This is a genomic window from Lacrimispora sp. (assembly GCF_046972725.1).
Taxonomy (GTDB): Bacteria; Bacillota; Clostridia; order Lachnospirales; family Lachnospiraceae; genus Lacrimispora.
In genome coordinates this window covers 95,316-120,168 of record NZ_JBKVXF010000002.1, presented here as the reverse complement: position 1 = coordinate 120,168, position 24,853 = coordinate 95,316, and the positions used below count along the sequence as shown (strand labels likewise).

General features: G+C 45.1%; 24 protein-coding genes. All 24 read right to left on the bottom strand.

What is annotated here, in order from left to right; genetic code table 11:
- Positions 1-60: 60 nt before the first annotated feature.
- A complete protein-coding gene (locus ACLTWA_RS08785; RefSeq protein WP_412327323.1) occupies positions 61-1,998 on the bottom strand; it encodes a PrpR N-terminal domain-containing protein in 1,938 nt (645 codons plus the stop codon).
- 63 nt (positions 1,999-2,061) lie between these two features.
- Positions 2,062-2,700 carry a fructose-6-phosphate aldolase gene (gene fsa, locus ACLTWA_RS08780; protein ID WP_412327322.1) on the bottom strand — a complete coding sequence of 213 codons (639 nt, stop codon included), beginning with the start codon at positions 2,698-2,700 and terminating at the stop codon, positions 2,062-2,064.
- 58 nt (positions 2,701-2,758) lie between these two features.
- A complete protein-coding gene (locus ACLTWA_RS08775) occupies positions 2,759-3,397 on the bottom strand; it encodes an RpiB/LacA/LacB family sugar-phosphate isomerase (protein ID WP_412327321.1) in 639 nt (212 codons plus the stop codon).
- Positions 3,394-4,329: a transketolase family protein gene (locus ACLTWA_RS08770; RefSeq protein ID WP_412327320.1), complete on the bottom strand. Its 936-nt coding sequence runs from the start codon at positions 4,327-4,329 to the stop codon at positions 3,394-3,396. The genes ACLTWA_RS08775 and ACLTWA_RS08770 overlap by 4 nt, the downstream gene beginning before the upstream one ends.
- Before the next feature lies 1 nt (position 4,330).
- Positions 4,331-5,146 carry a transketolase gene (locus tag ACLTWA_RS08765; RefSeq protein WP_412328109.1) on the bottom strand — a complete coding sequence of 272 codons (816 nt, stop codon included), beginning with the start codon at positions 5,144-5,146 and terminating at the stop codon, positions 4,331-4,333.
- Between the two features lie 34 nt (positions 5,147-5,180).
- On the bottom strand, positions 5,181-6,188 hold the full coding sequence (locus ACLTWA_RS08760) for an ABC transporter permease (RefSeq protein ID WP_412327319.1): 1,008 nt from the start codon (positions 6,186-6,188) through the stop codon (positions 5,181-5,183).
- Positions 6,182-7,690, bottom strand: coding sequence for a sugar ABC transporter ATP-binding protein (locus ACLTWA_RS08755; RefSeq protein WP_412327318.1), 1,509 nt, complete (start codon positions 7,688-7,690; stop codon positions 6,182-6,184). The genes ACLTWA_RS08760 and ACLTWA_RS08755 overlap by 7 nt, the downstream gene beginning before the upstream one ends.
- Before the next feature lie 49 nt (positions 7,691-7,739).
- The gene (locus ACLTWA_RS08750) at positions 7,740-8,738 is read right to left on the bottom strand and encodes a sugar ABC transporter substrate-binding protein (protein WP_412327317.1); all 999 of its coding nucleotides are present in this window, start codon (positions 8,736-8,738) and stop codon (positions 7,740-7,742) included.
- A 322-nt stretch (positions 8,739-9,060) separates the two neighbouring features.
- Positions 9,061-9,756 carry a FadR/GntR family transcriptional regulator gene (locus tag ACLTWA_RS08745; RefSeq protein ID WP_412327316.1) on the bottom strand — a complete coding sequence of 232 codons (696 nt, stop codon included), beginning with the start codon at positions 9,754-9,756 and terminating at the stop codon, positions 9,061-9,063.
- 233 nt (positions 9,757-9,989) lie between these two features.
- A complete protein-coding gene (locus tag ACLTWA_RS08740) occupies positions 9,990-11,378 on the bottom strand; it encodes a glycine--tRNA ligase (protein WP_412327315.1) in 1,389 nt (462 codons plus the stop codon).
- 14 nt (positions 11,379-11,392) lie between these two features.
- Positions 11,393-12,022, bottom strand: coding sequence for a hypothetical protein (locus ACLTWA_RS08735; protein ID WP_412327314.1), 630 nt, complete (start codon positions 12,020-12,022; stop codon positions 11,393-11,395).
- Between the two features lie 198 nt (positions 12,023-12,220).
- Complete coding sequence (gene recO, locus ACLTWA_RS08730) at positions 12,221-12,871, bottom strand: DNA repair protein RecO (RefSeq protein WP_412327313.1); 651 nt, start codon at positions 12,869-12,871, stop codon at positions 12,221-12,223.
- 15 nt (positions 12,872-12,886) lie between these two features.
- A complete protein-coding gene (gene era, locus ACLTWA_RS08725) occupies positions 12,887-13,792 on the bottom strand; it encodes a GTPase Era (protein WP_412327312.1) in 906 nt (301 codons plus the stop codon).
- A gap of 17 nt (positions 13,793-13,809) precedes the next feature.
- Positions 13,810-16,734 carry an insulinase family protein gene (locus tag ACLTWA_RS08720; RefSeq protein ID WP_412327311.1) on the bottom strand — a complete coding sequence of 975 codons (2,925 nt, stop codon included), beginning with the start codon at positions 16,732-16,734 and terminating at the stop codon, positions 13,810-13,812.
- 33 nt (positions 16,735-16,767) lie between these two features.
- Entirely contained in the window at positions 16,768-17,589 is an 822-nt protein-coding gene (locus ACLTWA_RS08715) for a YdcF family protein (protein WP_412327310.1), read from the bottom strand.
- A 213-nt stretch (positions 17,590-17,802) separates the two neighbouring features.
- Positions 17,803-19,035: a peptidase U32 family protein gene (locus ACLTWA_RS08710; protein WP_412327309.1), complete on the bottom strand. Its 1,233-nt coding sequence runs from the start codon at positions 19,033-19,035 to the stop codon at positions 17,803-17,805.
- Positions 19,036-19,054: 19 nt separating this feature from the next.
- Positions 19,055-19,696, bottom strand: coding sequence for an O-methyltransferase (locus ACLTWA_RS08705; RefSeq protein ID WP_412327308.1), 642 nt, complete (start codon positions 19,694-19,696; stop codon positions 19,055-19,057).
- Entirely contained in the window at positions 19,693-20,088 is a 396-nt protein-coding gene (locus ACLTWA_RS08700) for an endolytic transglycosylase MltG (protein ID WP_412327307.1), read from the bottom strand. The genes ACLTWA_RS08705 and ACLTWA_RS08700 overlap by 4 nt, the downstream gene beginning before the upstream one ends.
- 49 nt (positions 20,089-20,137) lie before the next feature.
- On the bottom strand, positions 20,138-21,790 hold the full coding sequence (locus ACLTWA_RS08695) for a ribonuclease J (protein WP_412328108.1): 1,653 nt from the start codon (positions 21,788-21,790) through the stop codon (positions 20,138-20,140).
- Between the two features lie 127 nt (positions 21,791-21,917).
- Positions 21,918-22,193 (bottom strand): hypothetical protein, encoded by a 276-nt coding sequence (locus ACLTWA_RS08690; RefSeq protein ID WP_412327306.1) that lies wholly within the window; start codon positions 22,191-22,193, stop codon positions 21,918-21,920.
- A 52-nt stretch (positions 22,194-22,245) separates the two neighbouring features.
- Positions 22,246-22,527 (bottom strand): DUF1292 domain-containing protein, encoded by a 282-nt coding sequence (locus ACLTWA_RS08685; RefSeq protein ID WP_412327305.1) that lies wholly within the window; start codon positions 22,525-22,527, stop codon positions 22,246-22,248.
- The gene (gene ruvX, locus ACLTWA_RS08680) at positions 22,524-22,958 is read right to left on the bottom strand and encodes a Holliday junction resolvase RuvX (RefSeq protein ID WP_412327304.1); all 435 of its coding nucleotides are present in this window, start codon (positions 22,956-22,958) and stop codon (positions 22,524-22,526) included. The genes ACLTWA_RS08685 and ruvX overlap by 4 nt, the downstream gene beginning before the upstream one ends.
- Positions 22,959-23,086: 128 nt before the next feature.
- Positions 23,087-23,347, bottom strand: a complete 261-nt coding sequence (locus ACLTWA_RS08675) for an IreB family regulatory phosphoprotein (RefSeq protein ID WP_394522983.1) — start codon at positions 23,345-23,347, stop codon at positions 23,087-23,089.
- Between the two features lie 67 nt (positions 23,348-23,414).
- Positions 23,415-24,746 carry a tRNA (N(6)-L-threonylcarbamoyladenosine(37)-C(2))-methylthiotransferase MtaB gene (gene mtaB, locus ACLTWA_RS08670; RefSeq protein WP_412327303.1) on the bottom strand — a complete coding sequence of 444 codons (1,332 nt, stop codon included), beginning with the start codon at positions 24,744-24,746 and terminating at the stop codon, positions 23,415-23,417.
- Positions 24,747-24,853 lie beyond the last annotated feature (107 nt).

Sequence of the window (24,853 nt, the reverse complement as noted above, 5' to 3'; positions counted from 1 at the left end):
ACAAACCTTCCATCGTTTCATTTTTGTTTCTGATTCATTTCATTATTATTTCAACTGATATCATGATTTCAGATTATTCCATTCATTGATATGGTATTTTTTCCGTTTCCGCCATAAGGTGGTTTTGCTCATTCCCAGTGCCTTTGCTGCTGCCTCCTGGTTTCCAGCAAACCTTATAAGCGCCTCTTCAATGGACCGGGCTTCTTCCGGCAGCTTTATTTTCTGTTTTTCCTTCTCTTTTCCAGAATCGGATGTGTCCTTCTCCTGTACCGGGTACAGCTCCATAAGAACCTGCTTTACAAAGGTTTCGTCCAGACTCCGCCTGTTGGCCGTAAGAATCAGCCGCTCACAGAAATTCTCCAACTGATAAAGATTCCCCTTCCATGGATAATCCAACAGCAGCGCCTCTGCCCCCTGGGTCAGAACATGGAATCTGGAATAGTGTTCGCAGCACGTCTCAATGCACTCTTTAAGCCTGCGCTTTAAATCTTCTTTCCTCTCTCTCAAAGGAGGGATCCTAACCGTCAGGCCGTTTAGCAGATAAAACAGTTCCTCACTCAAATCCCCCCGGTCAAGCAGCAGCGGCAAGGAAAATCTGGAGGCAGCCATGACCCGCACGCTGGTTCCAGGATAGGAAACAGCACCGCTGCCGAGACGGTTCTTATAGCGAATGAGCTGGCACAGACGGTATTGGTTTGCCCTGGTCAGGCACTCAATATCTTCTAAAAGCAGAGAACCGCCCGTTGCATGGACTACAGCTCCTTTGTCTCCGAAAATGGTTTCAAACTGTTCCGTTTCTTCCAGTCCCTCACAGGACAGCGCGACAAAGGGTCCTTCTCTGTGTATTCCCGCATTGTGAATGCTCTGGGCAAGGAGCCGTTTTTCCGTCCCCGCCTCTCCGGTAATTGCCACAGCCTTCCCGGACAGGGCATACAGCTTTGAAAGCCGGATACATTCCTGCATTTGCCTGGACTCTTTTAAAATATCATCAAATTCCCCCAGTGCTACAAATCCTTTCAGCTCCTTCTTTTCCCCTGGAGAGCCGCTTTGGGAACGGTTCTTCTTCATCCGGTGGCAGGTCAGGATAGCCCCCTCCACCCGGCCGTCAATCATGACCGGTGCCACTATGGCAAATAAAGACATCCGGTTGATCTGGAGAAACAAAGAACAGGATTCCTTTCCATATTTCAGCACCTGTCGAAACGGTTCTCCTTCAAGCTCTCCAAAAACTTCACTTGCAGGCAGATGAATGACCTTATCCTTTTTTGTCCCCAGAATATCCTCCATAACCGCATTGATGTCCACAATCCTGCCAGTGGCATCAAGTCTTGCCACCCCGTTAAAGGAATAATCCAGAAGTGTCTCGATCTGGGCCGCATTGCGCTTTTCTATCTCCATGGCATAATTCACCCGTTCCGCCATAGAAAACGCATTCTTAAGAGAATCCTCCGTATTGGATAAAAACAAAGAAGGAATCCCCTGAGCAGCGGCGATCCCCACCGCAGTGTCTCCTCCTATCATCAAATCCACCTGGTCTTTGACTGCCTGCTTTGCCATCTCTTCCAGTAAGTCCCCTTTTTCCGCAAAGTAGGTCCTCATATCAATATCATAGATGGCATCAAAGTAGGACATATCACAGAACATATTCTGGAACCCCACCACACCGATGACAGGGGTATCTTTTTTCAGTATCTGCTTTGCCTTGATTACGAGCAATGCCATCTCCTGAGCGGTTATGACGATTTCCACCACCGGAATATTCGTATACTGTTTGATCAGGGAGGCCTGAAGCCCTCTGGCAATAATGATAGAGGCACCGTTTGCTATGGACTGCCTTGCCTGGGTCACAGCATCTTCGGTTTTGATGACTTTCATTTCGTTGATCTCATATTCTTTTTCCTGCAGAATATTATGAGCCTGGTAGAGCATTTCATCTCTGGAAACAAGCAGTGCGATTTTTCCCATGATGACTTCCTTTCCGATTGTATCTTCTGCCATTTTAAAACGGCACCAGGATTAATTCCTGACGCCGGTTAAAACCTGATGCCGCTTTTTCGTTTTTTACGCTTCATCCGCACGGAATTTTTCAATTCCCTGGTCTGTCAGCGGATGTTTGATCATCTGCATCAGCACGCCGTAGGGAACGGTTGCAATGTCAGCCCCTGCTTTTGCACAGTCAATGACGTGAATGGGGTTACGAATGCTTGCTGCTATGATCTCTGTCTCGATTCCATGTACCTGAAAAATCTCTGTTATGTCACGGATCAAATCAATGCCGGGCATGGAAATATCATCCAGACGGCCTAAAAACGGGGAAACATAGGCCGCACCTGCCCGGGCAGCCAAAAGTGCCTGGGCAGCGGAAAATACCAGTGTCACATTGGTTTTGATGCCTTCTGCAGCCAACACCTTAACCGCTTTCAGTCCTTCTGCGGTCATAGGAATCTTAACGATCATATTGGGATGAATGGCTGCGATTGCACGCCCTTCCCCAATCATGCCCTCTGCATCTTCAGTGGAAGCCTTTACTTCTCCGCTGATCGGACCGTCAACGAGGGACGTGATTTCTTTAATAACCTGGGCGAAGTCACGGCCTTCTTTGGCAATCAGAGAAGGATTGGTCGTAACGCCGCAAATGATCCCCATATCACTTGCTTTCTTTACTTCTTCCGTATTCGCTGTATCTATAAAAAATCTCATTGTCGCTCTCCTTAGGTTTTATATTCGTTTCCAACGGCTTTTCAGCATTACAGGATTCCTAAGCCAACAGGCTCTTTACATACTCTGCAATTGCTTCGTCCTTGCAGTTAGCGAAAAACAGTTCTTTAAACTTCTCTCCACCGATGGAGCCTTTTACCAGTTCCTGATCAATTCCCTTTAAGCATGTCAGAATATCTTTTAAGTTGTTTTCTCTTACTTCGTCTAAGATTTTTTTATTTCTCTGCTCCGGAACGACTCTTTCTCTTGGGTAGCCCTGTCCGCTTACTTCAGAAAACAGCTTTTCAAATGTATATTCCAGATTCAGCTCTGCCCCCCAGCCAAAGCCTTTTGCAAACGGCATTGAAATGGCATTGCCGTCGTTGATCTGAGCAAACATGTATCCGTCACTTGGGTCACAAACATGACCGCAGATCACGCCTGGAAAACTGTTTAATGCAAGCATTGCACCTTCTCCTGTTCCGCAGCCGGTAATTACATAATCCGCTGCTTTGGAATTTAAGAGAATTGCTGCAAGAATTCCATTCTGCACATAAGTGAGGGAGCATGCATCCTCTGGAGAATACATTCCATAGTTATCTACTTCATATCCCTTTGTGTCTGCTACCTTCTTTAAACTGTTATAAATCAATCCGTTTTTAGCCGCCTGGCTGTTCTCATTAATTAATGCGATTCTCATGCTTCCAAAACTCCTTTTATTTGATAGTATACTTGTCTCCCGCTCAGTCCGTATTCTTCTAAAAGTTCCTCTGGCTTGCCAGATTGTCCGAAACGGTCCTGAACACCGATCTTTTTAAAGGTAACATTGTATTTACTTTCCAAAAGAACTTCACCTACCGCATCACCAAGTCCGCCGATGGTACTGTGTTCTTCTACGGTAATTACATTGCTACAATTTGAAGCATACTTTAAAATGCACGCTTTGTCAATTGGTTTAATGGTATGCATATTGATAACTGTGATGGAAATTCCTTCTGCCTCAAGCCTTCCTGCACATTCCAAAACCGTAGAAACCATAATTCCGCAGGCAAATACAACGGCATCTCTCCCCTCCTTTAATACATTAGCTTTTCCGATGATAAACGGCATCTCCTCTTCAAATACCGGGCTTGGAAGTCGTGCCAGACGCAGATAAACCGGTCCCTTCCTCTCTGCCACTGCCCTTACCGCCCGGTGTGTCTCCCTTGCATCGCACGGAACCACAACCGTCATGCCAGGAATTACGCGCATCAGCGCCAGATCTTCAATGGCCTGGTGGCTTCCGCCGTCTTCTCCAAGAGTAATGCCGGAATGTGTCATTCCAAGCTTTACGTTAAAATCAGGATAGGCCACACCGTTACGGACCTGCTCATACGCCCGTCCTGCGCCAAATATGGCAAAGGTGCTGCAAAATGGAATGTAGCCCATGGTAGAAAGTCCTGCACTCATATCGACCATGTTGGCCTCTGCGATGCCTGCATTGAAAAAACGTTCCGGAAACTTTGCTGCAAAGGTGGCTGTCATGGTGGCATGGGCAAGATCTGCATCCATAACAACCACCTTTTCATTTAACTCGCCCAGCTCTGCCAAAGCCTCCCCGTATGCTGCTCTGATTGCCTTTAATTCACCCATATCATGAAACCTCCAATTCCTTTAATGCCTGCTGTCTCTCGTTTTCATCCGGTGCCTTGCCATGCCAGCCCACCTGATTCTCCATAAAGGAAATGCCGCTGCCTTTTACGGTGTGTGCCAGGATGCATTTTGGCTTTCCTTCCATAGTGCTGATGGAATAAGCGGCCAGTACTTCTTCTAAGTTATTGCCATCCGGCAGTTCCAGCACATTAAAACCAAATGCTTTGAACTTGGAATGCAGATCCCCCAAAGCCATTACCTGATCATTGCTTCCGTCAATCTGCAGACCGTTGTTGTCAATAATGATAGTTAAGTTGTCCAGGCGATAGTTGGCAGCTGCCATACATGCTTCCCAAACCTGGCCTTCCTGCAATTCACCGTCTCCAAGAAGAGCATATACCTTTATATCCTTTTTCTGAGCCTTGGCCCCAAGTGCCATACCCACGGCAATGGATACTCCCTGTCCCAAAGAACCTGTGGAAGCGTCGATGCCAGGGACCTTTTTTGCATCCGGATGCCCCTGAAGGATGCTGTGAAGCTGTCTGAAATTCTTAAATTCCGCTTTATCAAAAAATCCCATTTCACCTAATACTGCATAGTAGCAGGGGGCTGCATGTCCTTTGCTCAGTACAAAACGGTCCCGGTCTTCCATATCCGGATTCTTAGGGTCCACCCGCATCTGAGTATAAAACAGTGCCGCCAAAAGTTCTACCGCAGATAAAGAGCCGCCTGGATGGCCGCTGCCTGCATCGGCTGTCATATTGATAATATCTTTACGAATATCTTTGCATATCTTTTTTAGATCCATTATGTCCATCATGTTATTGTGCCTCCGTCTAATTTATGAACATTCACTTTTTCAGTGAGCCTCTTTTTTTCAGGTAATCCACATATACCGCTCCAAGAATAACAATACCTTTTACTACAAACTGCCAGTAGCTGTTTATTTTAAGCAGATTCATTCCGTTATTCAATACTCCAATGATCAGTACACCAATGACTGTACCGCCAAGAGTACCAATACCGCCGTTAAAGCTGGTACCTCCGAGAACAGAAGCCGCAATGGCATCACGCTCAAAGCCTTCACCTACAGAGGGCTGACCGGAATACAGTCTTGCTGCCAGAACGACCCCGGCAAGTGCTGCCATCACTCCGCTGATGATAAATACTCTGACCTGAATCCATTTGGTATCAACCCCAGCGTATTTTGCAGCTTCCTTATTGCCTCCCGTCGCATATACGTGACGGCCAAAGGAAGTGCGGTTCAAAATAAAATAAAGAATAATAAATGATACGATTACAAATACAACGGGAATGGGGATTCCAAAGACGCTGCCCACCCCCATGTTGTTGAATATTTCGTTGTTGGACTGGGCCGGCTGACCTCCTGTCAGAATATAACTGATGCCGCGTACAATGATCTGGGTGGACAATGTTACGATAAACGGTGGTAACGTAGTGTGTGAGATAACATATCCATTGAAAAATCCAATGACTGCTCCAAAAAGCAAGGGAACCAGAATGCAGATGATTAAGGGAAATCCTGCATTGGCACACCTTACGGCTATAACACCGGAAGCCGCTACTACGGAACCTACGGACAAGTCAATGCCGCCGCAGATCAATACGCAGGTGATACCAAATGCAATGAAGCAGTTGACACATACCTGACGAAGTACGCTGAAAAGGTTGTTTTTAACGAGAAATGTATCGGTTGTAACAGATAATACAATACACAGGAATACCAATGCGATCATAGCTGCCATATTGCGCCTCAGCCAGATATAAAAGGGATTGGCATTCCACAAGCCTGATGCCTTTAACCGGGGGGTCTCTGTTTGATTTTTCCTGTTTAACATACGGAATGTTCTCCTCCTACTGCATATGACATAATGGTTTCCTGGGTAATCTCTTCTTCCTGAAAGTCCAATATTCCTGCCAGACAGCCTTCCCGCATAATCGCGATCCGACTGGAGTTATTGATGATCTCAGGAAGTTCTGAGGAAATCATAATAATGGAAACCCCTTCTTCTGCAAGGGTGTGCATCAGCTTATAGATTTCCGCTTTCGCACCTACGTCGATCCCTCTGGTAGGTTCATCAAGAATCAACACCTTAGGCTTTGCAGCCAGCCATTTTGATATAACGATTTTCTGCTGGTTTCCTCCGGAAAGTTCTCCGGCCGATTGTTCTGTGGAGGCCATCTTTATGGACAGCTTCTGTCTAAACTCATTAACAATCTCTGCCTCTTTCTTTCTATCCACATTCAGATGATGGATAAATTCAGAGAGCACCTGGAAGGTTAAATTGGTTCCGATGGTGTGTCCCAGAAAAAGCCCCTGCTCCTTCCGCTCCTCCGGCACCAGCGCTATACCCGCACTAATGGCATCTTTGGGCTTTGTGATGGAAAGTTTCTTTCCTTCCAGCCACACCTCACCAGACTGAATGGGATCAATCCCAAACAAAGCAAGTGCCAGCTCGGTCCGTCCTGCTCCCACCAGTCCGGAAAATCCCAGGATTTCTCCTTTTTTTAATGTAAAGCTGATATTTGAGACTTTACCTGTTGTTACATTCTTTACTTCCATGATGACCTCACCGCCTGCTACACGTCTGTTTCCATAAATGCTATTGAACTCACGGCCTACCATCATGCTGATCAATTCATTCTCTGTAGTTTCATCTGTGTTTCTGGTACCGATAAATTTTCCATCCCGAAGTACAGTTACAGAATCACATACTTTAAACGTCTCTTCCATTCGGTGGGAAATATAGATCATAGCAACGCCAGCTTTTTTCAGACGGTCTATCTGGGAGAACAGATTTTCCGTCTCGCTATGGGATAAGGAGGCGGTCGGTTCATCAAGAATCAGGATCTTTGCTCCCTCATTGACGGCCCTGGCAATTTCAATCATCTGCTGCTGCGCTACGGATAATCCGCGGATCAGCATTCCGGCATCCAACAGGAGTCCTAACTGATCCAGTGCCGCCTGCGCCTCCTGCTTCATCTTCCGGTAGTCCACCATGTTCCAGTGATTTTTAGGCTCCCGGCCCAGAAAAATGTTTTCAGCAATCGTCATTTCAGGAACATTAGTGATTTCCTGATGAATAAAACTGACCCCATACGTTCTGGCATCGTCCACACTTTTTATGGAGGCTTCTTTTCCTTCCATATAAATCGTGCCGGAATCAGCGGTGAAAATGCCCCCAAGTATTTTCATCAATGTGGACTTGCCTGCACCATTTTCTCCCATGAGCGCCCGAACTTCTCCGGGCTTTATGGAAATGCTGACTCCGTCAAGGACAATATTGGTACCAAACGCCTTGGTTATATCTTTCATTTCAAAAACATAATCCATTGACATGCTTTTCACTCCTAATCTGCATTCCTGCTTAAAGTCAGCGCTTTACGGATTACTGATCTACATTCTCCTTGGTAATGATAGACATTGGCACCACTACCTTCTCCTCAACGGTCTTGCCTGAAAGCAGCCTGTATGCAGTTTCAATACATGTAGTTCCAATTCCTGCCGGATCCTGTGCAGCAGAAGCTACCATTTCTCCAGAACGGATAAAGCCCTTTCCTTCATCAGAACCATCGATTGAAACCACTTTTGTATGTTCTAATCTTCCTGCTTCCTTCAGTGCTGCAATCGCGCCGCGGGCAGTTGGATCGTTAATGGTGAATACACCGTCAATTACCGGATTTGCATTGATAAAATCTACCATGATCGGCTGAGAATAATCGGACTTTGGCTTTTCCACATCTCTGGTCTGAATGATTTCGATGTCTGGATAATTCTTTAATTCCTCTTCAAAACCGATCTGACGATCATAACAAACCTCTGTAATACTATAGGTAATTTCAACAACCTTTCCCTTTCCGCCAAGGGCTTCTGCAAGAGCCGTTGCACAAAGCTTTCCAGCCTCCTTATTATCAGATACAACGGTACACTGAACCAGTTCCGGATTTTTTACAGCAGTATTGAAAGCAATAACCGGAATACCGGCCTCTTTACATGCTTCCAGTGTGGCACGTACACCTTCCGAGTTGATTGCTGAAATGCAGATTACATCGACGCCCTGATTGATCATATCGGCAACATCGTTCATCTGTTTATTCTGATCACCGCCAGCATCCTGTATAATCAGTTCATCATCCGGTCCTGTCAACGCTGCCTGCATCGCGTCTTTGATCTGAATAAAAAACACATTGGTTAAATCCGGTGCAGAAACACCAATCTTAATTGGTTTTGCAGAAGTTTCAGTCCCTGCTGCCCTGGTTGTTTCTTTGGCTTGAGCCCCAGTTGTTTCAGTGCTGCCTCCACTTGTAGTCTCCTTCTCTGCAGAACTACAAGCAGACAAAGAGAATGCCATTATAACGGATAAGACGATTGCTGTAACTTTTCTCATAATAGTAACCCACCTCTCAAGATTTGAATTCTTATCACATATCTTTAATACATTTTGTTTTTATCCCCTGTTTTTGCTACAAGGCCATATATATTGTATGATATCATTCCTTAATACCTTCCCGGGCTTGTATTTTTTGTATGCTGTCATACAATATCGGCATCCTCATAATACATCTTTACTTAAAATTTGTCAATAGAATTTTAAAATTTATGCACATTACACAACGCGCTGTTTATAACAGCAAAAAAAGAACCAAAAGGCACTGCTAATCTGGCCTCCGGTTCTTACTGCTGTATCTGTTTATTTTTATCCGTTTCTTTTACCGCCTTATAATCACATTCAAATCTGTATTGATGAGAGCAATATGTCTTTTGGCATAAAGCTCTGCAACCTCTTCATCCCGCACCATTAAAGCATCGATGATGTCCTGATGGGCTTTGATGGCATTACGGGCATTCTGAGGAACCTGAAATGTCTTTAAACGGAAATCACGTATGCACTCGTCTATTTTTTTACAGATAAATATCATCATCTTATTCCTGCTCGCTTCTACGATCTGTCGGTGAAGCCTTTCATCGTACTTCGCCATGCCGGTAATATCCTCTTCCTCTACCGCACGTATAAACCGCATATGAGTCCGCTCTATCTGCTCCAGCTCTACATCAGTGGCACGTTTGGCAATCAATCTGGCACATAAAGGCTCTATTGCACTTCGTACCTCCATATAATCCATCAATTCCACTTCATTTTTCAGAAACCATTCTGCCAGTTCTTCCTGTCCAAGCTCCTTTTTACTAACCAGAAATGCTCCGCGTCCAGGCCTTATTTCAACCAGCCCTTTGGCCTCGAGAATACGGAATGCCTCCCTGACAGTGCCGCGTCCTACCGAAAGTTTCTCACACCATTCTTTTTCTGTAGGTAATTTTTCACCGACCTCTATTCCATCGGCTTCAATAAAGTCCTTCATACTATTTACTACCTGCTGCACGATCGGTATTCTGGAAACCTCTGTCATGTTATTCGCTCCCTCTTCCTTTTATCATTTGTAAAAATCAATGATGTCATACAATCATTGTAGCACATTTCAAAAAAACTGCAAACATAAACATATTTTTTCCTGGTTTTTATGACCCATCAGACAATTTTCATCATTTTCCTTCCTGTTCTGACAAATCGATCCAAAAGACTTTGACATGAAAAATGCAGGAAAGACCTTATTTCGTCTATCCTGCATTTGATTGATATTATTTAAAACTGAAACTTGTCTTCAAAATAGGCTTTCAGCTCTGCAATCGGAACTCGCACCTGTTCCATGGTATCACGGTCACGAACCGTCACTGCATGATCTTCTTCCGAATCAAAATCATAGGTAATACAGAACGGAGTACCGATCTCATCCTGTCTTCTGTACCGCTTGCCGATGTTTCCTCTGTCGTCAAATTCACAGTTATAGTATTTACGCAGTTCAGCAAATACCTTTTCTGCACCTTCATTTAACTTCTTGGAAAGGGGGAGCACACCGATCTTAACCGGTGCAATGGCCGGATGGAAATGAAGCACGGTACGCACATCGCCGTCTGCAATCTCCTCTTCATCATAAGCAGAGCAAAGGAATGCAAGAGTCACACGGTCAGCGCCCAGAGACGGCTCAATGACATATGGAATATAGCGTTCCTTCTTTTCATCATCAAAATAAGTCAGATCCTGGCCAGAGGTGGTCTGATGCTGATTTAAATCGTAATCGGTCCGGTCAGCAATTCCCCATAATTCTCCCCAGCCGAATGGGAACAGGAACTCAATGTCAGAGGTCGCCTTGCTGTAAAAGGAAAGCTCTTCCTTCTCATGATCTCTGACACGCATCTCGTCATCCTTGATGCCAAGATTCTTTAACCAGGCAATGCAGTAGTCTTTCCAATATGCGAACCACTCCAGATCCGTATCCGGTTCGCAGAAGAACTCCAGTTCCATCTGCTCAAATTCTCTGGTACGGAAGGTGAAGTTTCCTGGTGTGATCTCATTACGGAAGGATTTACCGATCTGGCCGATACCAAACGGAATCTTCTTTCTGGAAGTCCTCTGAACATTTTTAAAGTTTACAAAAATACCCTGAGCCGTTTCAGGTCTTAAGTATACAGTATTCTTGGCGTCTTCGGTTACGCCCTGAAAGGTTTTGAACATTAAGTTGAACTGGCGGATGTCGGTGAAATCATGCTTGCCGCAGCTTGGACAGCAGATATTCTTCTCATCGATATAGCGCTTCATCTCCTCCTGAGACCATGCATCCACAGATCCTTCGATGGTGATGTTATTCTCAGCCATGTAATCTTCAATGATTTTATCCGCACGGAAACGCTCCTTGCAGGCCTTGCAGTCCATAAGCGGGTCTGAAAATCCTCCTAAGTGTCCGGAGGCGATCCATGTCTGGGAATTCATTAAGATCGCGCAGTCCACGCCTACATTATAAGGACTTTCCTGTATAAATTTCTGCCACCATGCTTTTTTTACGTTGTTCTTAAGCTCTACGCCTAAATTTCCGTAATCCCATGTATTGGCAAGACCTCCGTAAATCTCAGAACCGGGATAAACAAATCCTCTTGATTTTGCAAGTCCTACAATCTTTTCCATTGTCTTTTCCATTGTCTTAACCTCTCTTATTTAAAAATGATGTAACTTTTTCCCTCTGCTGTCTGCACCGTATAGGAATCCTTTACGACAACGTTATCCGATACAAATAACAGCTTTCCTTCTGTCTGTATGGTTACAGGATTTTTCGATTCTACAACCACGGCATGACTCTGGCCCTTTTGGGTCAGCGCTTTTTTTTCTGCCTGTTTTCCGTCGGAGGCTTTTAAAAATATCACGCCCTCTGTCTCACTTTGTCCGAGTACATCAGAAAATGTACTGACAGAAATAGAATCCACCTGGTTTTCCTTATCCTCATACTCGGCAGCAAAACCTGCCAGATCGCCGCCTGACTTATATTTGAATATCATCCGGGCAGTGCCTTTTTCCATGCTGCAGGAATCCAGGGTAACGGCTCCTTCTCCATGAGCTCCGTTATATGCCAGAGCAGCTTCCTCCAGATATGCCTTTAATTCATCTGCATTGTAGTAATCCTTTTCTTCATATGTTTCTACCGTTGCTGTCTGAAATACACCGTCTCCCGTTACAAATATTCTGCTGCTCTCCGCATTCAGAGCGTTGCTGCCGCCTCTTCCCAGACATCCCGTCAGCATTCCTGCTGCAATCACTGCAGCCAGAACCGCTTTTCTTTTTTTCATCCATTTTCCTCCTGAATTGAATCCGCGGTGTTGCCGGTGAATCCAAAGGATTCACCAGCTCACAGGCATTCGCCCTATGAATCAGGATGCAGAAAATCTTTCTTATGTGCAAGCACAACGAAAAAATTTCTGCATCCTGAATCGCACTGCTCATCGCATACGTGGATTATACCAAATGCCTTCTATCATTTCAATACTTTACTCTATCATGGTCTGCAAAATCTCCAGAGAATGAAATTCCCGGTCTACATAACGTTTTTTATTGATTTCTACACAGCGGCCGAACTCTTTAAGCACCTGATCGGTTAAGACAAACGTATAAAGATGCTCCACCGGAGATGCAATCACATACTCCCATGCATAATTGGCGGAATCGCTGACCGGAAGGGGAGGAGACTCCGTATATTCGCCGTTGATTACCATGGATTTCAACTCAAAAATTCTTTGTACCAGTTCATTTTTTAAGGCTGGTTTTAATAAAGCCCGTACAGACTGGTACAGCAGCTTTAAAAGCCCGGTCCCGTTCTCATTCTCTCTGGAATAATAATCGGCCAGCTCCAGAAAGTAGGAACCGTAACAGGCCGCCTCCATATCCAGAGCCAGGCCCTCAAAATAATTGGTGATTTCCGCTGACTGCAGGGTATAGGAATCCCTGCCCTCATACAGGGAAAACAGTCCAAAGGCGAAGGGCCGGCTGGCTCCCATCAGCTGGCTGCCCGGTCTTCTTGCTCCTCTGGCAAATGCAGTGATCTTTCCTCTTTCCCTGGTAAGCAGCACAAGACGCTTATCCATCTCTCCCACCGGGGAGGTTTTAATTACCATCCCCGTCAGTTTTTCAACTTCCCTCAATTCCTCTCACCGCTTTTAGATATCTTTTTGATTGTATCCATAATTCTTCATATAAAGCTCGCTGTCCCGCCATTCCTTGCGGACCTTTACCCAAAGCTGTAAATTGACCTTGGTATCCAGCAGATCCTCGATCTCTCTGCGGGCAGAGCTGCCGATCCGTTTCAGCATGGCTCCCCCCTTTCCGATGACGATTCCTTTGTGGGATTCCCGCTCACAGACAATGTTGGCCTCCAGATCGATGATTCCGTTTTCCCGCTCCTTCATCTTTTCCACGGTCACAGCAATTCCGTGAGGGATCTCATCCTTTAACAGCCGGAGCGCCTTCTCTCTGATCAGCTCAGCAGAAATCTGGCGCATAGGCTGGTCTGTGACCGTATCTTCGTCGTAATACTGAGGCCCGTATGGAAGATATTTATAAATCAATTCCAGCATCAGACTGGTATTTTTATCTTTCAAAGCGGATACCGGCACGATCTCTGCAAACTGGCAGATATCCTTATAGGCGTTCATAAAGGTAAGGATCTCCTCCTGGTTTTTTACCGTATCGATTTTATTGATTACAAGAATCACAGGCGTCTTTACGGAACGGAGCTGCTCTGCAATATGCTGCTCTCCTGCCCCGATGTAGGTGGTAGGCTCCACCAGCCACAGGACCACATCCACTTCTTTTAAGGTGTGTTCCGCCACACTTACCATATATTCTCCCAGCTTGTTCTTCGCCTTGTGGATCCCCGGAGTGTCCAGAAATATGATCTGTCCTCTCTCATCCGTATATACTGTCTGAATCCGGTTTCTCGTGGTCTGAGGCTTATCAGAAGTTATGGCGATCTTCTGACCGATCAAGCGGTTCATCAGGGTAGACTTTCCAACGTTGGGACGTCCGATCAGAGTAACAAAGCCTGATTTATAATTTGTATCCATATAGGTTCTCCTTTGAGTTATGAGTGGAATAAGTTCTTCGTCTCTCCAAAGAGATCCTTTTCCGCTGCGATTTTATCTTCGTTCCCGATCACACAGAGACTTCCTGTGGCAAGAACCGCTTTTACAAGAGGCGCCAGCTTCCGGATGTCCTCCTGTGTGGCATTTAGTACTTCTTCCCGTTCTTTTGCCATCATTTCCTGATCAACTCCGGATAAATAGGCGGAAAGACCTCTGTTGCCTCTGGTAGATGGGGGATAAGGAACGTCCATGTCGCTGATAGTACCGATGACATATTTGGTCATGTCACGGTCCTCTACCTGAAAATTCTCCAGATAATCCACAACCCCTTCGTAAATCTTGTTGGTCTCTTTTAAATTGGGATCCCGGTAGGAAGCAAAATACCCTTCGCCGGAACGGCCGAAACCGCTCATACAGCCGTAAGCTCCTCCCTTGACCCTTAAATTAATCCAAAGGTAATCATAGCTTAAAATCACCTTTAATATCTTAAGAGCTCCGGTATACTCTTCCCCGCTTCCTAAAAAGGTTCCGCATCTTGCCACATAATTGACCTGAGATGCCGTAGCAAACCCTTCGTTTCTGTTTCCTGACTGGAACACATAGGGATAGCGCTTTTCTGTTCCTTTTGGAAGCACATCCGTAAGTTTTTTCATGGCATCGGGAAGAAGCCGGTAGCCTTCTTCATCTGCGGTGTAGCTGACAAGCATGTTGCCGGTGGTAAAAAGCTTCTCCATAACGGATTTTAACCGGGCAATCACCGCCTGCTTATTGGCTGCATATTCTTTTTCCAGATTTTCAAGAAATTCATAATATCCGATTCCCCCGGTCAGATCATTATAGGAAGAGGTGGCGGAAAAATAGGATGTGGCTCTTGCAACTGCTGCCGAATGACAGGCTCCCTCCAGCTTCATTCTTGCTCTGGATCTTGTTTCGCTGATCACATCGCCCATACGCTTCTCATCATCAAGTATGGAACGGGTCAGTATCTCCGCAAGAATGGAAAAGCCGAAATCCAGCTTATCATAAAGCACCCTTGCACTTGCCATAAAAAATCCCTTAAATTTCCCCTTCTGGACCAAATCCGGGTAAGAGGTCACGCTAAAGCTCACGCCACCGCTGTTTAGATGGATCTCACTGGTCAAATCCCCATAAGTGAAGTTTTCTGTATTCACATAACCCAGCAGGGACTTTAAAAATCCCACATAAGGCAGGTCTTCCACCGGTACGGCAGAAGTGTCAAACAGGACCTTTAAATAGCCGATGCCTGAGGTGAACATCTCATGATGAATGACCTTTACACCGTGAGCCTCTTTTTCTGTCCAGATGATCTCTTCGGGTTCCCTGCTGATATCCTCTCTGCGAAGCATCGGAATCTTTTCCAAATCCTTCTGAGGAGACGGGGATTCCTGATATTCCTTAAGTGCACGGGTCTGTTCCACCAGATGGTTAATCTCAGCCTCAGAAAGAGAGGCTTTGTAGGCTGCCAGTTTTCTGGCTGTCTTTTCGTCTTCCTCTGCGGTTAAGTTCTTTTTCGGGCTTACGGTTAAGACGGCTTCAAAGGGATTATCCAGAAGATATTCCCGGATCAGCTGCTCAAAATATCCGTCATCCACCACCTTTTTTAAATAATCAAAGGTTTTTTGATATTCCAGATGTGTCATGGGGTCACCGTCATAGAGCCAGCTGTCCATACACTGAAGGCCGTACATCAGTCCTTTGGGTGCTGAGCCGTAATCCGCTTCCCGGTAACGGAACTCATAATAGTTCATCCCTGCTTTCAGGCTCTTCCGGTTGATTCCTTCATCGGCAAGTTTTCTTAAAGTCCCCTTTACAACTGCAAGGAACTCTCCCTTTTGGTCCGGATTGGCATTCTTTGCAACTACGGAAAAATAGGGCTGTAAAATCCCGCTGTCATAACCGCCCATAATGTCCTGGCCGATTCCTGCATCAATCAGTGCCTGCTTTAAAGGTGCACCAGGCGCATCAAGCAGCGTGTACTCTAATATCTGAAATGCCACATAATGCAGAGGGTCCAGGTTGTTGCCTATTACCGTACTGACGGATAGATAAGTGGCATTATCGGCTGATTCCCCTTCGGTAATGGAATAAAAGGTCTCTGCTTCCACCGGTTTCTCAAAGGGCTTCTGGCTGATGATCCTGGAATCAATGGAAATCTCATCATAATGGCTTAAATATTCTTCATCAAGCCATGTAAGTTTCTCTGCCATATCCATATCGCCGTAGAGATAGATATAGCTGTTGGAGGGATGGTAATACCTTCTGTGAAAGTCCAGAAAATCTTCATACGTCAGATCCGGAATAAACGCCGGATCTCCTCCTGACTCCTGTCCATAACAATTCTCCGGGAACAGGACCTTCCTGGTGAAACGGTCAAGGACTTCATCCGGAGAAGAAAAAGCTCCCTTCATCTCATTGTAAACAACTCCGTTGTAAATCAAATCCGCTTCCGGGCTTTCCAGCTCATAATGCCAGCCTTCCTGCATGAAGATCTTTGGCTCTCTGTAAATATTTGGATGAAACACTGCATCCATATAGACATTCATTAAATTCTGAAAATCCTTTTCGTTGCAGCTGGCTACAGGATACACAGTCTTATCGGGATAAGTCATGGCATTTAAAAAGGTATTCAAAGAACCTTTTACCAGTTCTACAAAGGGATCTTTTAAAGGGAATTTCTCTGAGCCGCAAAGCACGCTGTGTTCCAGTATGTGTGCCACTCCGGTACTGTCTGCGGGCGGAGTACGAAAGCCGATGGAAAAAACCTTGTTATCATCGTCACAGGACACGGCAAAGATTCTTGCCCCGCTCTTTTTATGGCGGAGTACCCAGCCTGCTGCCTGGATTTCCTTAATTTCTTTTTCTTCTACAACCTCATAGGCTGCCAGGTTATACAAATCACTCATTCTTTTTTATTCCTCCTGCAAAATAAGTATTATTTACATATTGCCCACTAATTTGTCTTTTAATATGGCCGCACACTCTCTTACACAAAAGTGTACAAAAAGAACGGGGTCAGATTCGCAGGAAATACCATAAATATCCGGAATTCCCCATTTCTTTGCGATCTGCTGGGCACGGAATACATGAAAATCACTGGTCAATACCCCGATCTTAATGGGCTTATCCGGAACCAGCGCAAATGTACCGGGCTCCATGAAGACGGGACTCTTCTGCTTCTTTTCTTTCTTCGCCTTCTGATCCTCTTCAATGGCCACACGGCTGTATGCGATGTTCTCCACTGTACTGTGAGAACGCATCTCCAAAATCAGCTGTTCTTCTCTGACACCGTTAAATACCAGATAATCCCTCATGGCCTCTGCCTCGCTGACCGGCTCATCATCTCCCCTGGCCCCGGAAAGAACCAGTATGGTCCCCGGGTTTTCATCCAGGTAATCAATGGCCTTATCCAGACGTTTTTTTAATGACTTGCTGATTCCGTTCTCTTTGACTCTGGCTCCCAATACGATCACATAGTCAAGCCTTGACGTATCACGGGCAGCAACTCCGGTAAATACTAAAATTTCAACCACTGTAAATACAAGAATCCCGGTGCAGCAAATGGTCACCAGCGATACCGGCAGCCATAAAGGAATCTTGTCCTTATGCCGCATATAAGTCTTCCAGCCTAGTAAAAAAAACACACAAACAGCCGCAAGCACCAGCCAGATAAACGAAAAGGAAGTCGTTATTCCGGAATAAACAGCAATTATGACATAATAGATCACACATAAAGCAGCGATCAGCCATAAAATCCACATAATAGGAACCCCTCCGTTCTGCACGTTCTAACTCCAGGTAATATCTGGGTATAATCCTTATATAGCATACCACAAGAACGTAATTTCTACAACAGCCACGAAAAATACCGCTCCAGGCATTTCCCAATAAAAAAAGCCAGATAAGACAATAAATACTCTTTGTTGTCTACCTGGCTTTTATGATTTACGTTTTATTGATAAATTTTATTTCTTTTATTCCTTCATTTCGCTTCTGCGCAGAATGTCGTATTGCTTCATATCCACTCCCAGATCCACGTAGATGATCTGTCTGGAATGAGGAGCACTCTCCTGGAAAACACCCTCTTCATTATAGATTGCCTTTACCACAGCTTCGATATTTCTGCCGTCCGGCTTCATGACCTCAATGGTCTCTCCTACCGTGAATTTGTTCTTCTGCTGGATCCGGGCATAGCCTCTGTCATCGACGGATTCAATGGTTCCGATATAGGTGTAATTTTTCACATAGGTATTGCTGTCATAGATCTGTGTGCTGGAATCTGCTTTGCCAAAATAAAATCCGGTAGTAAACTCCCGGTAGGTGCATTTGCCGATCTCAGAACGATACCAGTCCATATTCTCCTCATAGAGCTTCGGGTCTTTTTTATAATCATCAATGGCCTTCCGGTAGGTTCTTGCCACAGTCGCCACATATAAGGCAGTTTTCATACGGCCTTCGATCTTAAAGCTGTCGATTCCGGCATCGATCATCTCCGGAATATGTTCGATCATGCAGAGATCCTTGGAATTGAAGATGTAGGTCCCCCGTTCATTTTCATAAACCGGCATGTATTCGCCGGGGCGCTGTTCTTCCACAATGGAATATTTCCAGCGGCACGGGTGGGTGCATGCCCCCTGGTTCGCATCTCTTCCCGCCATAAAGTTGCTGAGCAGGCACCGTCCGGAATAGGATATACACATGGCTCCGTGCATAAAGCTTTCGATCTCCATATCATCCGGGATCCTGCTGCGGATTTCCTTGATCTCCGCAAGAGAAAGCTCTCTGGCAGTGACCACACGTTTGGCCCCAAGCTGATGCCAGAATAAGTAGGTTCCGTAATTGGTATTATTGGCCTGGGTGCTGATGTGGATCTCCATATCCGGAAGAATGCGCTTTGCAATTGCAAAAACTCCGGGATCCGAAATAATCAGGGCATCCGGATTGATTTCCTTTAATTCTTTAAAATACTCTTCCACTCCCGGAAGATCATCATTATGAGCCAGAATATTGGCTGTAATGTATACCTTTACTCCATGTTCATGGGCAAATGCAATGCCTTCCCGGATTTCATCCTGTGTAAAATTCTTTGCCTTGGCACGCAGTCCAAAGGCCTCTCCTCCCAGGTAAACAGCGTCGGCGCCGTAAACCACTGCGGTCTTTAATACGTCTAAGCTGCCTGCCGGGATCAAAAGTTCCGTCTTTCTCATGAAACTCCTCTCTCGTGTTTTACTTTCTTATGCTAACCGTAATTCCGTCACCGATGGGGACAATGGCAGTAGTCAGGAAGGGAGAATGCTTTAATTCATATAAATATTCCCTCATCCTCCCGTGAATGGTCCGGTTACGCCGTTCCACCGTATAACGGGATTCAATAATGTCTCCATCCTGGAGAACATTATCCGATATGAGCATACCGCCGGTTCTCATAAGTTCCAAAATTCTCGGAAGCCACGCCAGATACTGCCCCTTGGCCGCATCCATAAAGACAAGGTCAAAGGGGCCGCAAAGCCCCTTTAACAGTTCCTGCGCATCTCCTTCCAATAAAGTGATGCGGTTGGTTTCCCCGGCCTTTTCAAAATTGCTTCTGGCTTCCGGTATCCTTTTTTCATATTTTTCTATGGTTGTGATATGACAGTCAGGAGCCATGACCTGAGCCATCAAAAGAGCAGAATACCCAACAGCGGTCCCTACTTCTAGAATGGCTTTTGGATTCATGGCTGCTGTCATGGTTTTTAAGAAGGCAGCCGTCTCCTCTCGAATGACAGGAACTCCATTCTCCCTTGCTTTTTTACCGATCTCATGAATCAGAGGAGCTTCCCCCGGTTCCAGAGACTTAATATAATCAGTGATTCGGTCATTGACGATCATTCTTTCCCTTCCTTTTCCTCTGTATTCTCATTCATCATCTGAAGGATCTCCCTGGAGGTCATGGAAGTATTCAATGTGTAGCTTCCCGGATTTGCCTTATAATTAAAGAACTCTGCCTGTATGATAAAGGAATATTCATTGGCAATCAAGCCTTTGTCCTTCAAAAGTTTTGCCACACTGGTAATCGAAGCGCCTTTTTCAATGGTTACACTTATATCCTGTCCCGGTTCCGCTTCCATGGCTGATGCATAGAAAATTTCGTGGCCGAACTCATAGCCCCTTGTAATTCCTTCGTAAAGAAGAAGGATCATAAGGGCAAGAACTATAAGCCTTATGGACAGGGAAATAATCGCTCCTGTTATTTTGTTGATTTCTTCTGTTGTCCGGCTCATAAATTTCCATTCCTTTCATGTTAAAGGCACGGTTATTCCTCGCTCATTCCTATACTTCCATAATGATGGGAAGAATCATCGGATTACGCTTCATTCTCTTCCACAGGAAGTCGCTTAAGCTGTCTCTGATGATATTCTTAATCTTTCCCCAGTCATTGATATGCCGGTTCAGACAGTCCTGGACAGCATCACTTACAATGACCCTGGCTTCTTCCATTAAGTCTTCAGATTCCCTTACATATACGAAACCTCTGGATACAATATCAGGTCCGGCCAGTAACTGGTTGGAGTATTTCTCCAGTGTCAGAACCACTACGATAATTCCGTTCTGTGCCAGATTCTGACGGTCTCTCAATACAATATTACCAACATCCCCGACTCCGAGACCATCCACAAGGATCGCTCCCGACTGGACGTGGTCAACGATCTTGCAGGATTCCTGGCCTAATTCCACCACATCACCGGAAGACATAATGATAATATTTTCCTTTGGCATTCCCATGGCCAGCACCAGATTCCTCTGAGCCATTAAATGTCTGTACTCTCCATGAACAGGAATGGAAAACTTGGGACGAACCAGCGCATACATCAGCTTGATTTCTTCCTGGCATGCATGTCCGGATACGTGGGTATCTTCACAGATTACCTCAGCCCCCTTCATAGAAAGCTCATTGACTACCTTGGAAACAGCCTTTTCATTGCCTGGAATCGGGTTGGAGCTTAATATGATTACATCGTTTGGCTTGATGGATACTTTTTTATGGGTACTGCTTGCCATACGGGAAAGCGCTGCCATGGATTCTCCCTGGCTTCCGGTTGTAATAAGGACCGTCTGCTCGTCAGGATAATTCTTAAGCTGGTCGATATCAATCAGTGTTCCCTCCGGAATGCTGATATAGCCAAGCTCACTTGCCGTACCAATGACATTGACCATACTGCGTCCTTCTACCACTACCTTGCGTCCGTACTTTGCCGCAGAGTTGATGACCTGCTGCACACGGTCCACGTTAGACGCAAAGGTTGCAACGATAATACGGTTGTTCTTATGATCTGCAAATATATTGTCAAAAGCCTTGCCTACGGTCTTCTCCGAAGGCGTAAATCCGGGCCTTACCGCATTGGTGCTGTCACATAAAAGGGCCAGAACCCCTTTCTTTCCAAGCTCTGCAAAACGTTCAAGGTCTGCGATTTCTCCAAATACGGGAGTATAATCGATCTTAAAGTCGCCGGTATGAAGAATCACGCCTGCCGGAGAGAATATAGCCAGTGCAGAAGCATCTGCGATGCTGTGGTTTGTCTTGATGAATTCAATGCGGAAACACCCCAGGTTGATGGACTGTCCGTGCTTGATCACCTTTCTCTTTGTGTTCTTTAAAAGATTATGTTCTTTTAATTTGTTCTCGATGAGACCAATGGTCAGCTTTGTTCCGTATACCGGCACATTGATCTCTTTTAAAATATAAGGAAGGGCACCGATGTGATCCTCATGTCCGTGAGTGATTACAAAGCCCTTAACCTTTTCAATATTCTGCTTCAAATAGGAAACATCCGGTATTACCAGATCAATTCCAAGCATATCATCCGTAGGAAATGCGAGTCCGCAGTCTACCACAATAATGCTGTCTTCGCATTCAAAAGCAGTGATATTCATACCAATCTGCTCCATTCCTCCTAATGGAATGATTTTAACTTTCGCATTCATGTCTTGTTTTTTCAATCTTTTACCTCCATTTTATCATTTCCCGTTCTGTTCTCTCCATTGCCTCCCGGCATTCCTGCAATACCCGAAGAGCTATACTTCCTGATCCGTTCCCATAAATCCTGACTGGTCAGAAAGTGCCTGCTCCAGAGTATTCAACAAGCCGCCTGGAAGGAAAATACGTTTCTGCACCGGCTGTAAATTGCATGATGATGATGTCCTGACTCACGACCGAAGCCCCCAGCGCACAGGGGGCAAACCCATCGTCAGAACTAACCTTATCAAAGACCGATCGATCCACCTGCACAGTCCTGCAAATCGAGGCAGGTCCCATCTCCGGATACCTCTGTCTGGCCAGATCATCGATCTCTTCCGCAGTCAGATGCTGTCCGGGGCTCTCTGCCATGAGTTTCAGTACCAGCATGAGCTGGATGGTTAAGCCTCTTCATCAATCATCATCATTTTTCAATATCTACACCCGCTCCGTCAAGCAGTTCGGAAAATATTTTAAATAAATAATCTATTTCGTTATCATCCTCTACAAACTCATACAAAGCATCGGATTCTTCCCGCTTTGACAAATCCTTTAAGATGTAACATTCTCCTTCTTCGTCATCATCTGCCGCATCGGTTACAAGCAGATAATTCATACCATTGATTCTGGTTTCTTCCAAAACAAAAAAATCTACAGATTCCCCTGTGTCCGTTGCCAGGGTGATTTTCTTTTCTTCGCTGTTCATTCTTTATCTCCTGTTGGTAAGCTGTCTAAATAGCCTTGCAGAATCAGCCCTGCCGCCACCTTATCGATGACCGCTTTTCTGTTTTCCCGTCTTACTCCGCTTTCCATTAATATCCGTTCCGATGCTACGGTAGTCAGCCTCTCATCCCAAAGGATCACAGGAAGCCCGGTCCGTCTTGCAAGCATCTCTTTGAACTGTTCTGTTTTTTCAGCCCGGTCACCGATCGTATTATTCATATTCTTAGGATATCCCAAAACTATGGTTTCAATCTCAAATTCCCGAATCAGTTCTTCGATTCGGGCACAGGTTTTTCTCAGTTTGTTCTCTTCTTCTCTCGTAATTGTCTCCACACCCTGTGCAGTTATACCCAGCATGTCAGAAACCGCAACTCCTACAGTTCTAGAACCAAAATCCAGTCCCATGATTCTCATATTTTACTCTCCACGTCAAATTTATGCAACAAAACAAAGCTGGTGCGCAGCCAACTGTATAAAAACAAACTGCCAGAATCCGCCTGTTCCACTTCATCTGACAGCTAGACTTAAGATTATCCACGTCGTTACTTTAACATCGTATCGATATATACCCGCATCAGTTCTTCCAGAATCTCGTCCCGTTCTACTTTCATGATTAGACTCCTGGCGTTCTTATGACTGGTAATATAGGTTGGATCTCCTGACATAATATAACCCACGATCTGGTTAATGGGATTATAGCCCTTCTCTGTGAGGGCAATATAAACCTGTTCCAGTACCTGGCTTACGTCCATTTTATTTTCCTGCACTGCTTTGAAAAATTGTGTGTTATGAATATCGCCCATGTTTCTCACGTCCTTTAACTGTTCTCCTATATTTTAAACCATAATCATGGATTCGGCAAGATAAAAATTAATTTTGTCCGTTAATGTTTAGAAACACAATCTCATCGGTAAGCATTTCTCCCAGTGTTCCTTCCACGATTTTCCCTTTTAATCCTTCTTCATAAGGGACTACGGCTTTTACATATTCTCTGGTATGGCCGATCATATAAGTGGTTCCATTGCACTCATAGGCTTCCTCCATAAGGACCTGGGCCCTGCTGCCTATGCAGGACTTCCGGTAAGCCAGAGACATCTCTTTTTCCAGCTTTAAAAGTTCGTTGCTTCTTATTGATTTTACAGATTCCGGTACCTGGTCCGGCATCTGGGCCGCCCTGGTACCATTTCTTTTTGAATACTTAAACACATGCATTTCATAAAAGTGTATCTTTTCAAGATATTCCCTGGTAATCAAAAATTCTTCTTCCGTCTCTCCGGGAAACCCTACGATTACATCCGTAGTAATGGCAGGATTATGAAATGCCTTCCGAAGAATCCTGCAGCAATTGAAATACTCTTCTGCGGTGTAATGGCGGTTCATACGCTTTAAGGTACTGTCACATCCGCTTTGTAAGGATAAGTGGAAATGGGGACAAATTTTATGAAGGGAAGACAGGGTCGATGCAAATTCTTCGGTCACGATCCGGGGCTCCAGAGAACCCATACGGATTCGTTCCAGCCCTTCGATCTCATGAATGCGTACAATCAGATCCAGTAGGGTAAGACGTTCTTCCTCTATAAAATCCTTTCCATAAGAGCTTAAATGAATGCCGGTCAGCACCACTTCCTGAAAGCCTGAGGCCACCAGGCGCTTAATTTCCTCCGCTACCTCTTCCGGCCTGCGGCTTCGCACCTGTCCTCTGGTAAAGGGAATGATGCAGTAGCTGCAAAACTGGCTGCAGCCATCCTGCACCTTTATAAAAGCCCTCGTATGATCTGCTATTTTATCAATAGAAAGACCTTCGTATTCCCTGGTTCCCCGGATGTCGATAATGGTTTCCTCCAGTTCTTCCTCCCGGTCTGCAAAATAATCTTCCAGAATGGTTACCAGTTCTGTCTTTTTATTATTTCCGATCACCAGATCCACAGCCTCATCCTTTTTCAGTTCTTCTCCTGCTGCCTGCACATAACAACCGGCGGCAACGACAACAGCATCTGGATTCATATTTTTTGCCCGGTGAAGCATCTGTCTGGATTTCCTGTCTGCCATATTGGTTACGGAGCATGTATTTATAATATAAACATCCGCCTCTTCTGTAAAGGGGACAATTTCATATCCCGCGTGTTCCAGAAGCTGCTGCATGGCCTCTGTTTCGTATGAATTAACCTTACATCCAAGGTTGTGCAGGGCTGCCTTTCTCATTTTATTTTCTCCTATCTAAATTATCGGTTTATTCGTGTATTTTTCATGTAAAATTACCATTGACTTTTATAAGATATGTCAGTAGTATTGAAGGGAAAAGAGGACTA

Coding starts and splice junctions, on each gene's coding strand:
- ACLTWA_RS08785 (WP_412327323.1), bottom strand. CDS start 1,998: ATGGCAGAAGATACAATCGGAAAGGAAGTCATCATGGGAAAAATCGCA.
- fsa (WP_412327322.1), bottom strand. CDS start 2,700: ATGAGATTTTTTATAGATACAGCGAATACGGAAGAAGTAAAGAAAGCA.
- ACLTWA_RS08775 (WP_412327321.1), bottom strand. CDS start 3,397: ATGAGAATCGCATTAATTAATGAGAACAGCCAGGCGGCTAAAAACGGA.
- ACLTWA_RS08770 (WP_412327320.1), bottom strand. CDS start 4,329: ATGGGTGAATTAAAGGCAATCAGAGCAGCATACGGGGAGGCTTTGGCA.
- ACLTWA_RS08765 (WP_412328109.1), bottom strand. CDS start 5,146: ATGGACATAATGGATCTAAAAAAGATATGCAAAGATATTCGTAAAGAT.
- ACLTWA_RS08760 (WP_412327319.1), bottom strand. CDS start 6,188: ATGTTAAACAGGAAAAATCAAACAGAGACCCCCCGGTTAAAGGCATCA.
- ACLTWA_RS08755 (WP_412327318.1), bottom strand. CDS start 7,690: ATGTCAATGGATTATGTTTTTGAAATGAAAGATATAACCAAGGCGTTT.
- ACLTWA_RS08750 (WP_412327317.1), bottom strand. CDS start 8,738: ATGAGAAAAGTTACAGCAATCGTCTTATCCGTTATAATGGCATTCTCT.
- ACLTWA_RS08745 (WP_412327316.1), bottom strand. CDS start 9,756: ATGACAGAGGTTTCCAGAATACCGATCGTGCAGCAGGTAGTAAATAGT.
- ACLTWA_RS08740 (WP_412327315.1), bottom strand. CDS start 11,378: ATGGAAAAGACAATGGAAAAGATTGTAGGACTTGCAAAATCAAGAGGA.
- ACLTWA_RS08735 (WP_412327314.1), bottom strand. CDS start 12,022: ATGAAAAAAAGAAAAGCGGTTCTGGCTGCAGTGATTGCAGCAGGAATG.
- era (WP_412327312.1), bottom strand. CDS start 13,792: ATGGATACAAATTATAAATCAGGCTTTGTTACTCTGATCGGACGTCCC.
- ACLTWA_RS08720 (WP_412327311.1), bottom strand. CDS start 16,734: ATGAGTGATTTGTATAACCTGGCAGCCTATGAGGTTGTAGAAGAAAAA.
- ACLTWA_RS08715 (WP_412327310.1), bottom strand. CDS start 17,589: ATGTGGATTTTATGGCTGATCGCTGCTTTATGTGTGATCTATTATGTC.
- ACLTWA_RS08710 (WP_412327309.1), bottom strand. CDS start 19,035: ATGAGAAAGACGGAACTTTTGATCCCGGCAGGCAGCTTAGACGTATTA.
- ACLTWA_RS08705 (WP_412327308.1), bottom strand. CDS start 19,696: ATGATCGTCAATGACCGAATCACTGATTATATTAAGTCTCTGGAACCG.
- ACLTWA_RS08700 (WP_412327307.1), bottom strand. CDS start 20,088: ATGAGCCGGACAACAGAAGAAATCAACAAAATAACAGGAGCGATTATT.
- ACLTWA_RS08695 (WP_412328108.1), bottom strand. CDS start 21,790: ATGAATGCGAAAGTTAAAATCATTCCATTAGGAGGAATGGAGCAGATT.
- ACLTWA_RS08690 (WP_412327306.1), bottom strand. CDS start 22,193: ATGGCAGAGAGCCCCGGACAGCATCTGACTGCGGAAGAGATCGATGAT.
- ACLTWA_RS08685 (WP_412327305.1), bottom strand. CDS start 22,527: ATGAACAGCGAAGAAAAGAAAATCACCCTGGCAACGGACACAGGGGAA.
- ruvX (WP_412327304.1), bottom strand. CDS start 22,958: ATGAGAATCATGGGACTGGATTTTGGTTCTAGAACTGTAGGAGTTGCG.
- ACLTWA_RS08675 (WP_394522983.1), bottom strand. CDS start 23,347: ATGGGCGATATTCATAACACACAATTTTTCAAAGCAGTGCAGGAAAAT.
- mtaB (WP_412327303.1), bottom strand. CDS start 24,746: ATGAGAAAGGCAGCCCTGCACAACCTTGGATGTAAGGTTAATTCATAC.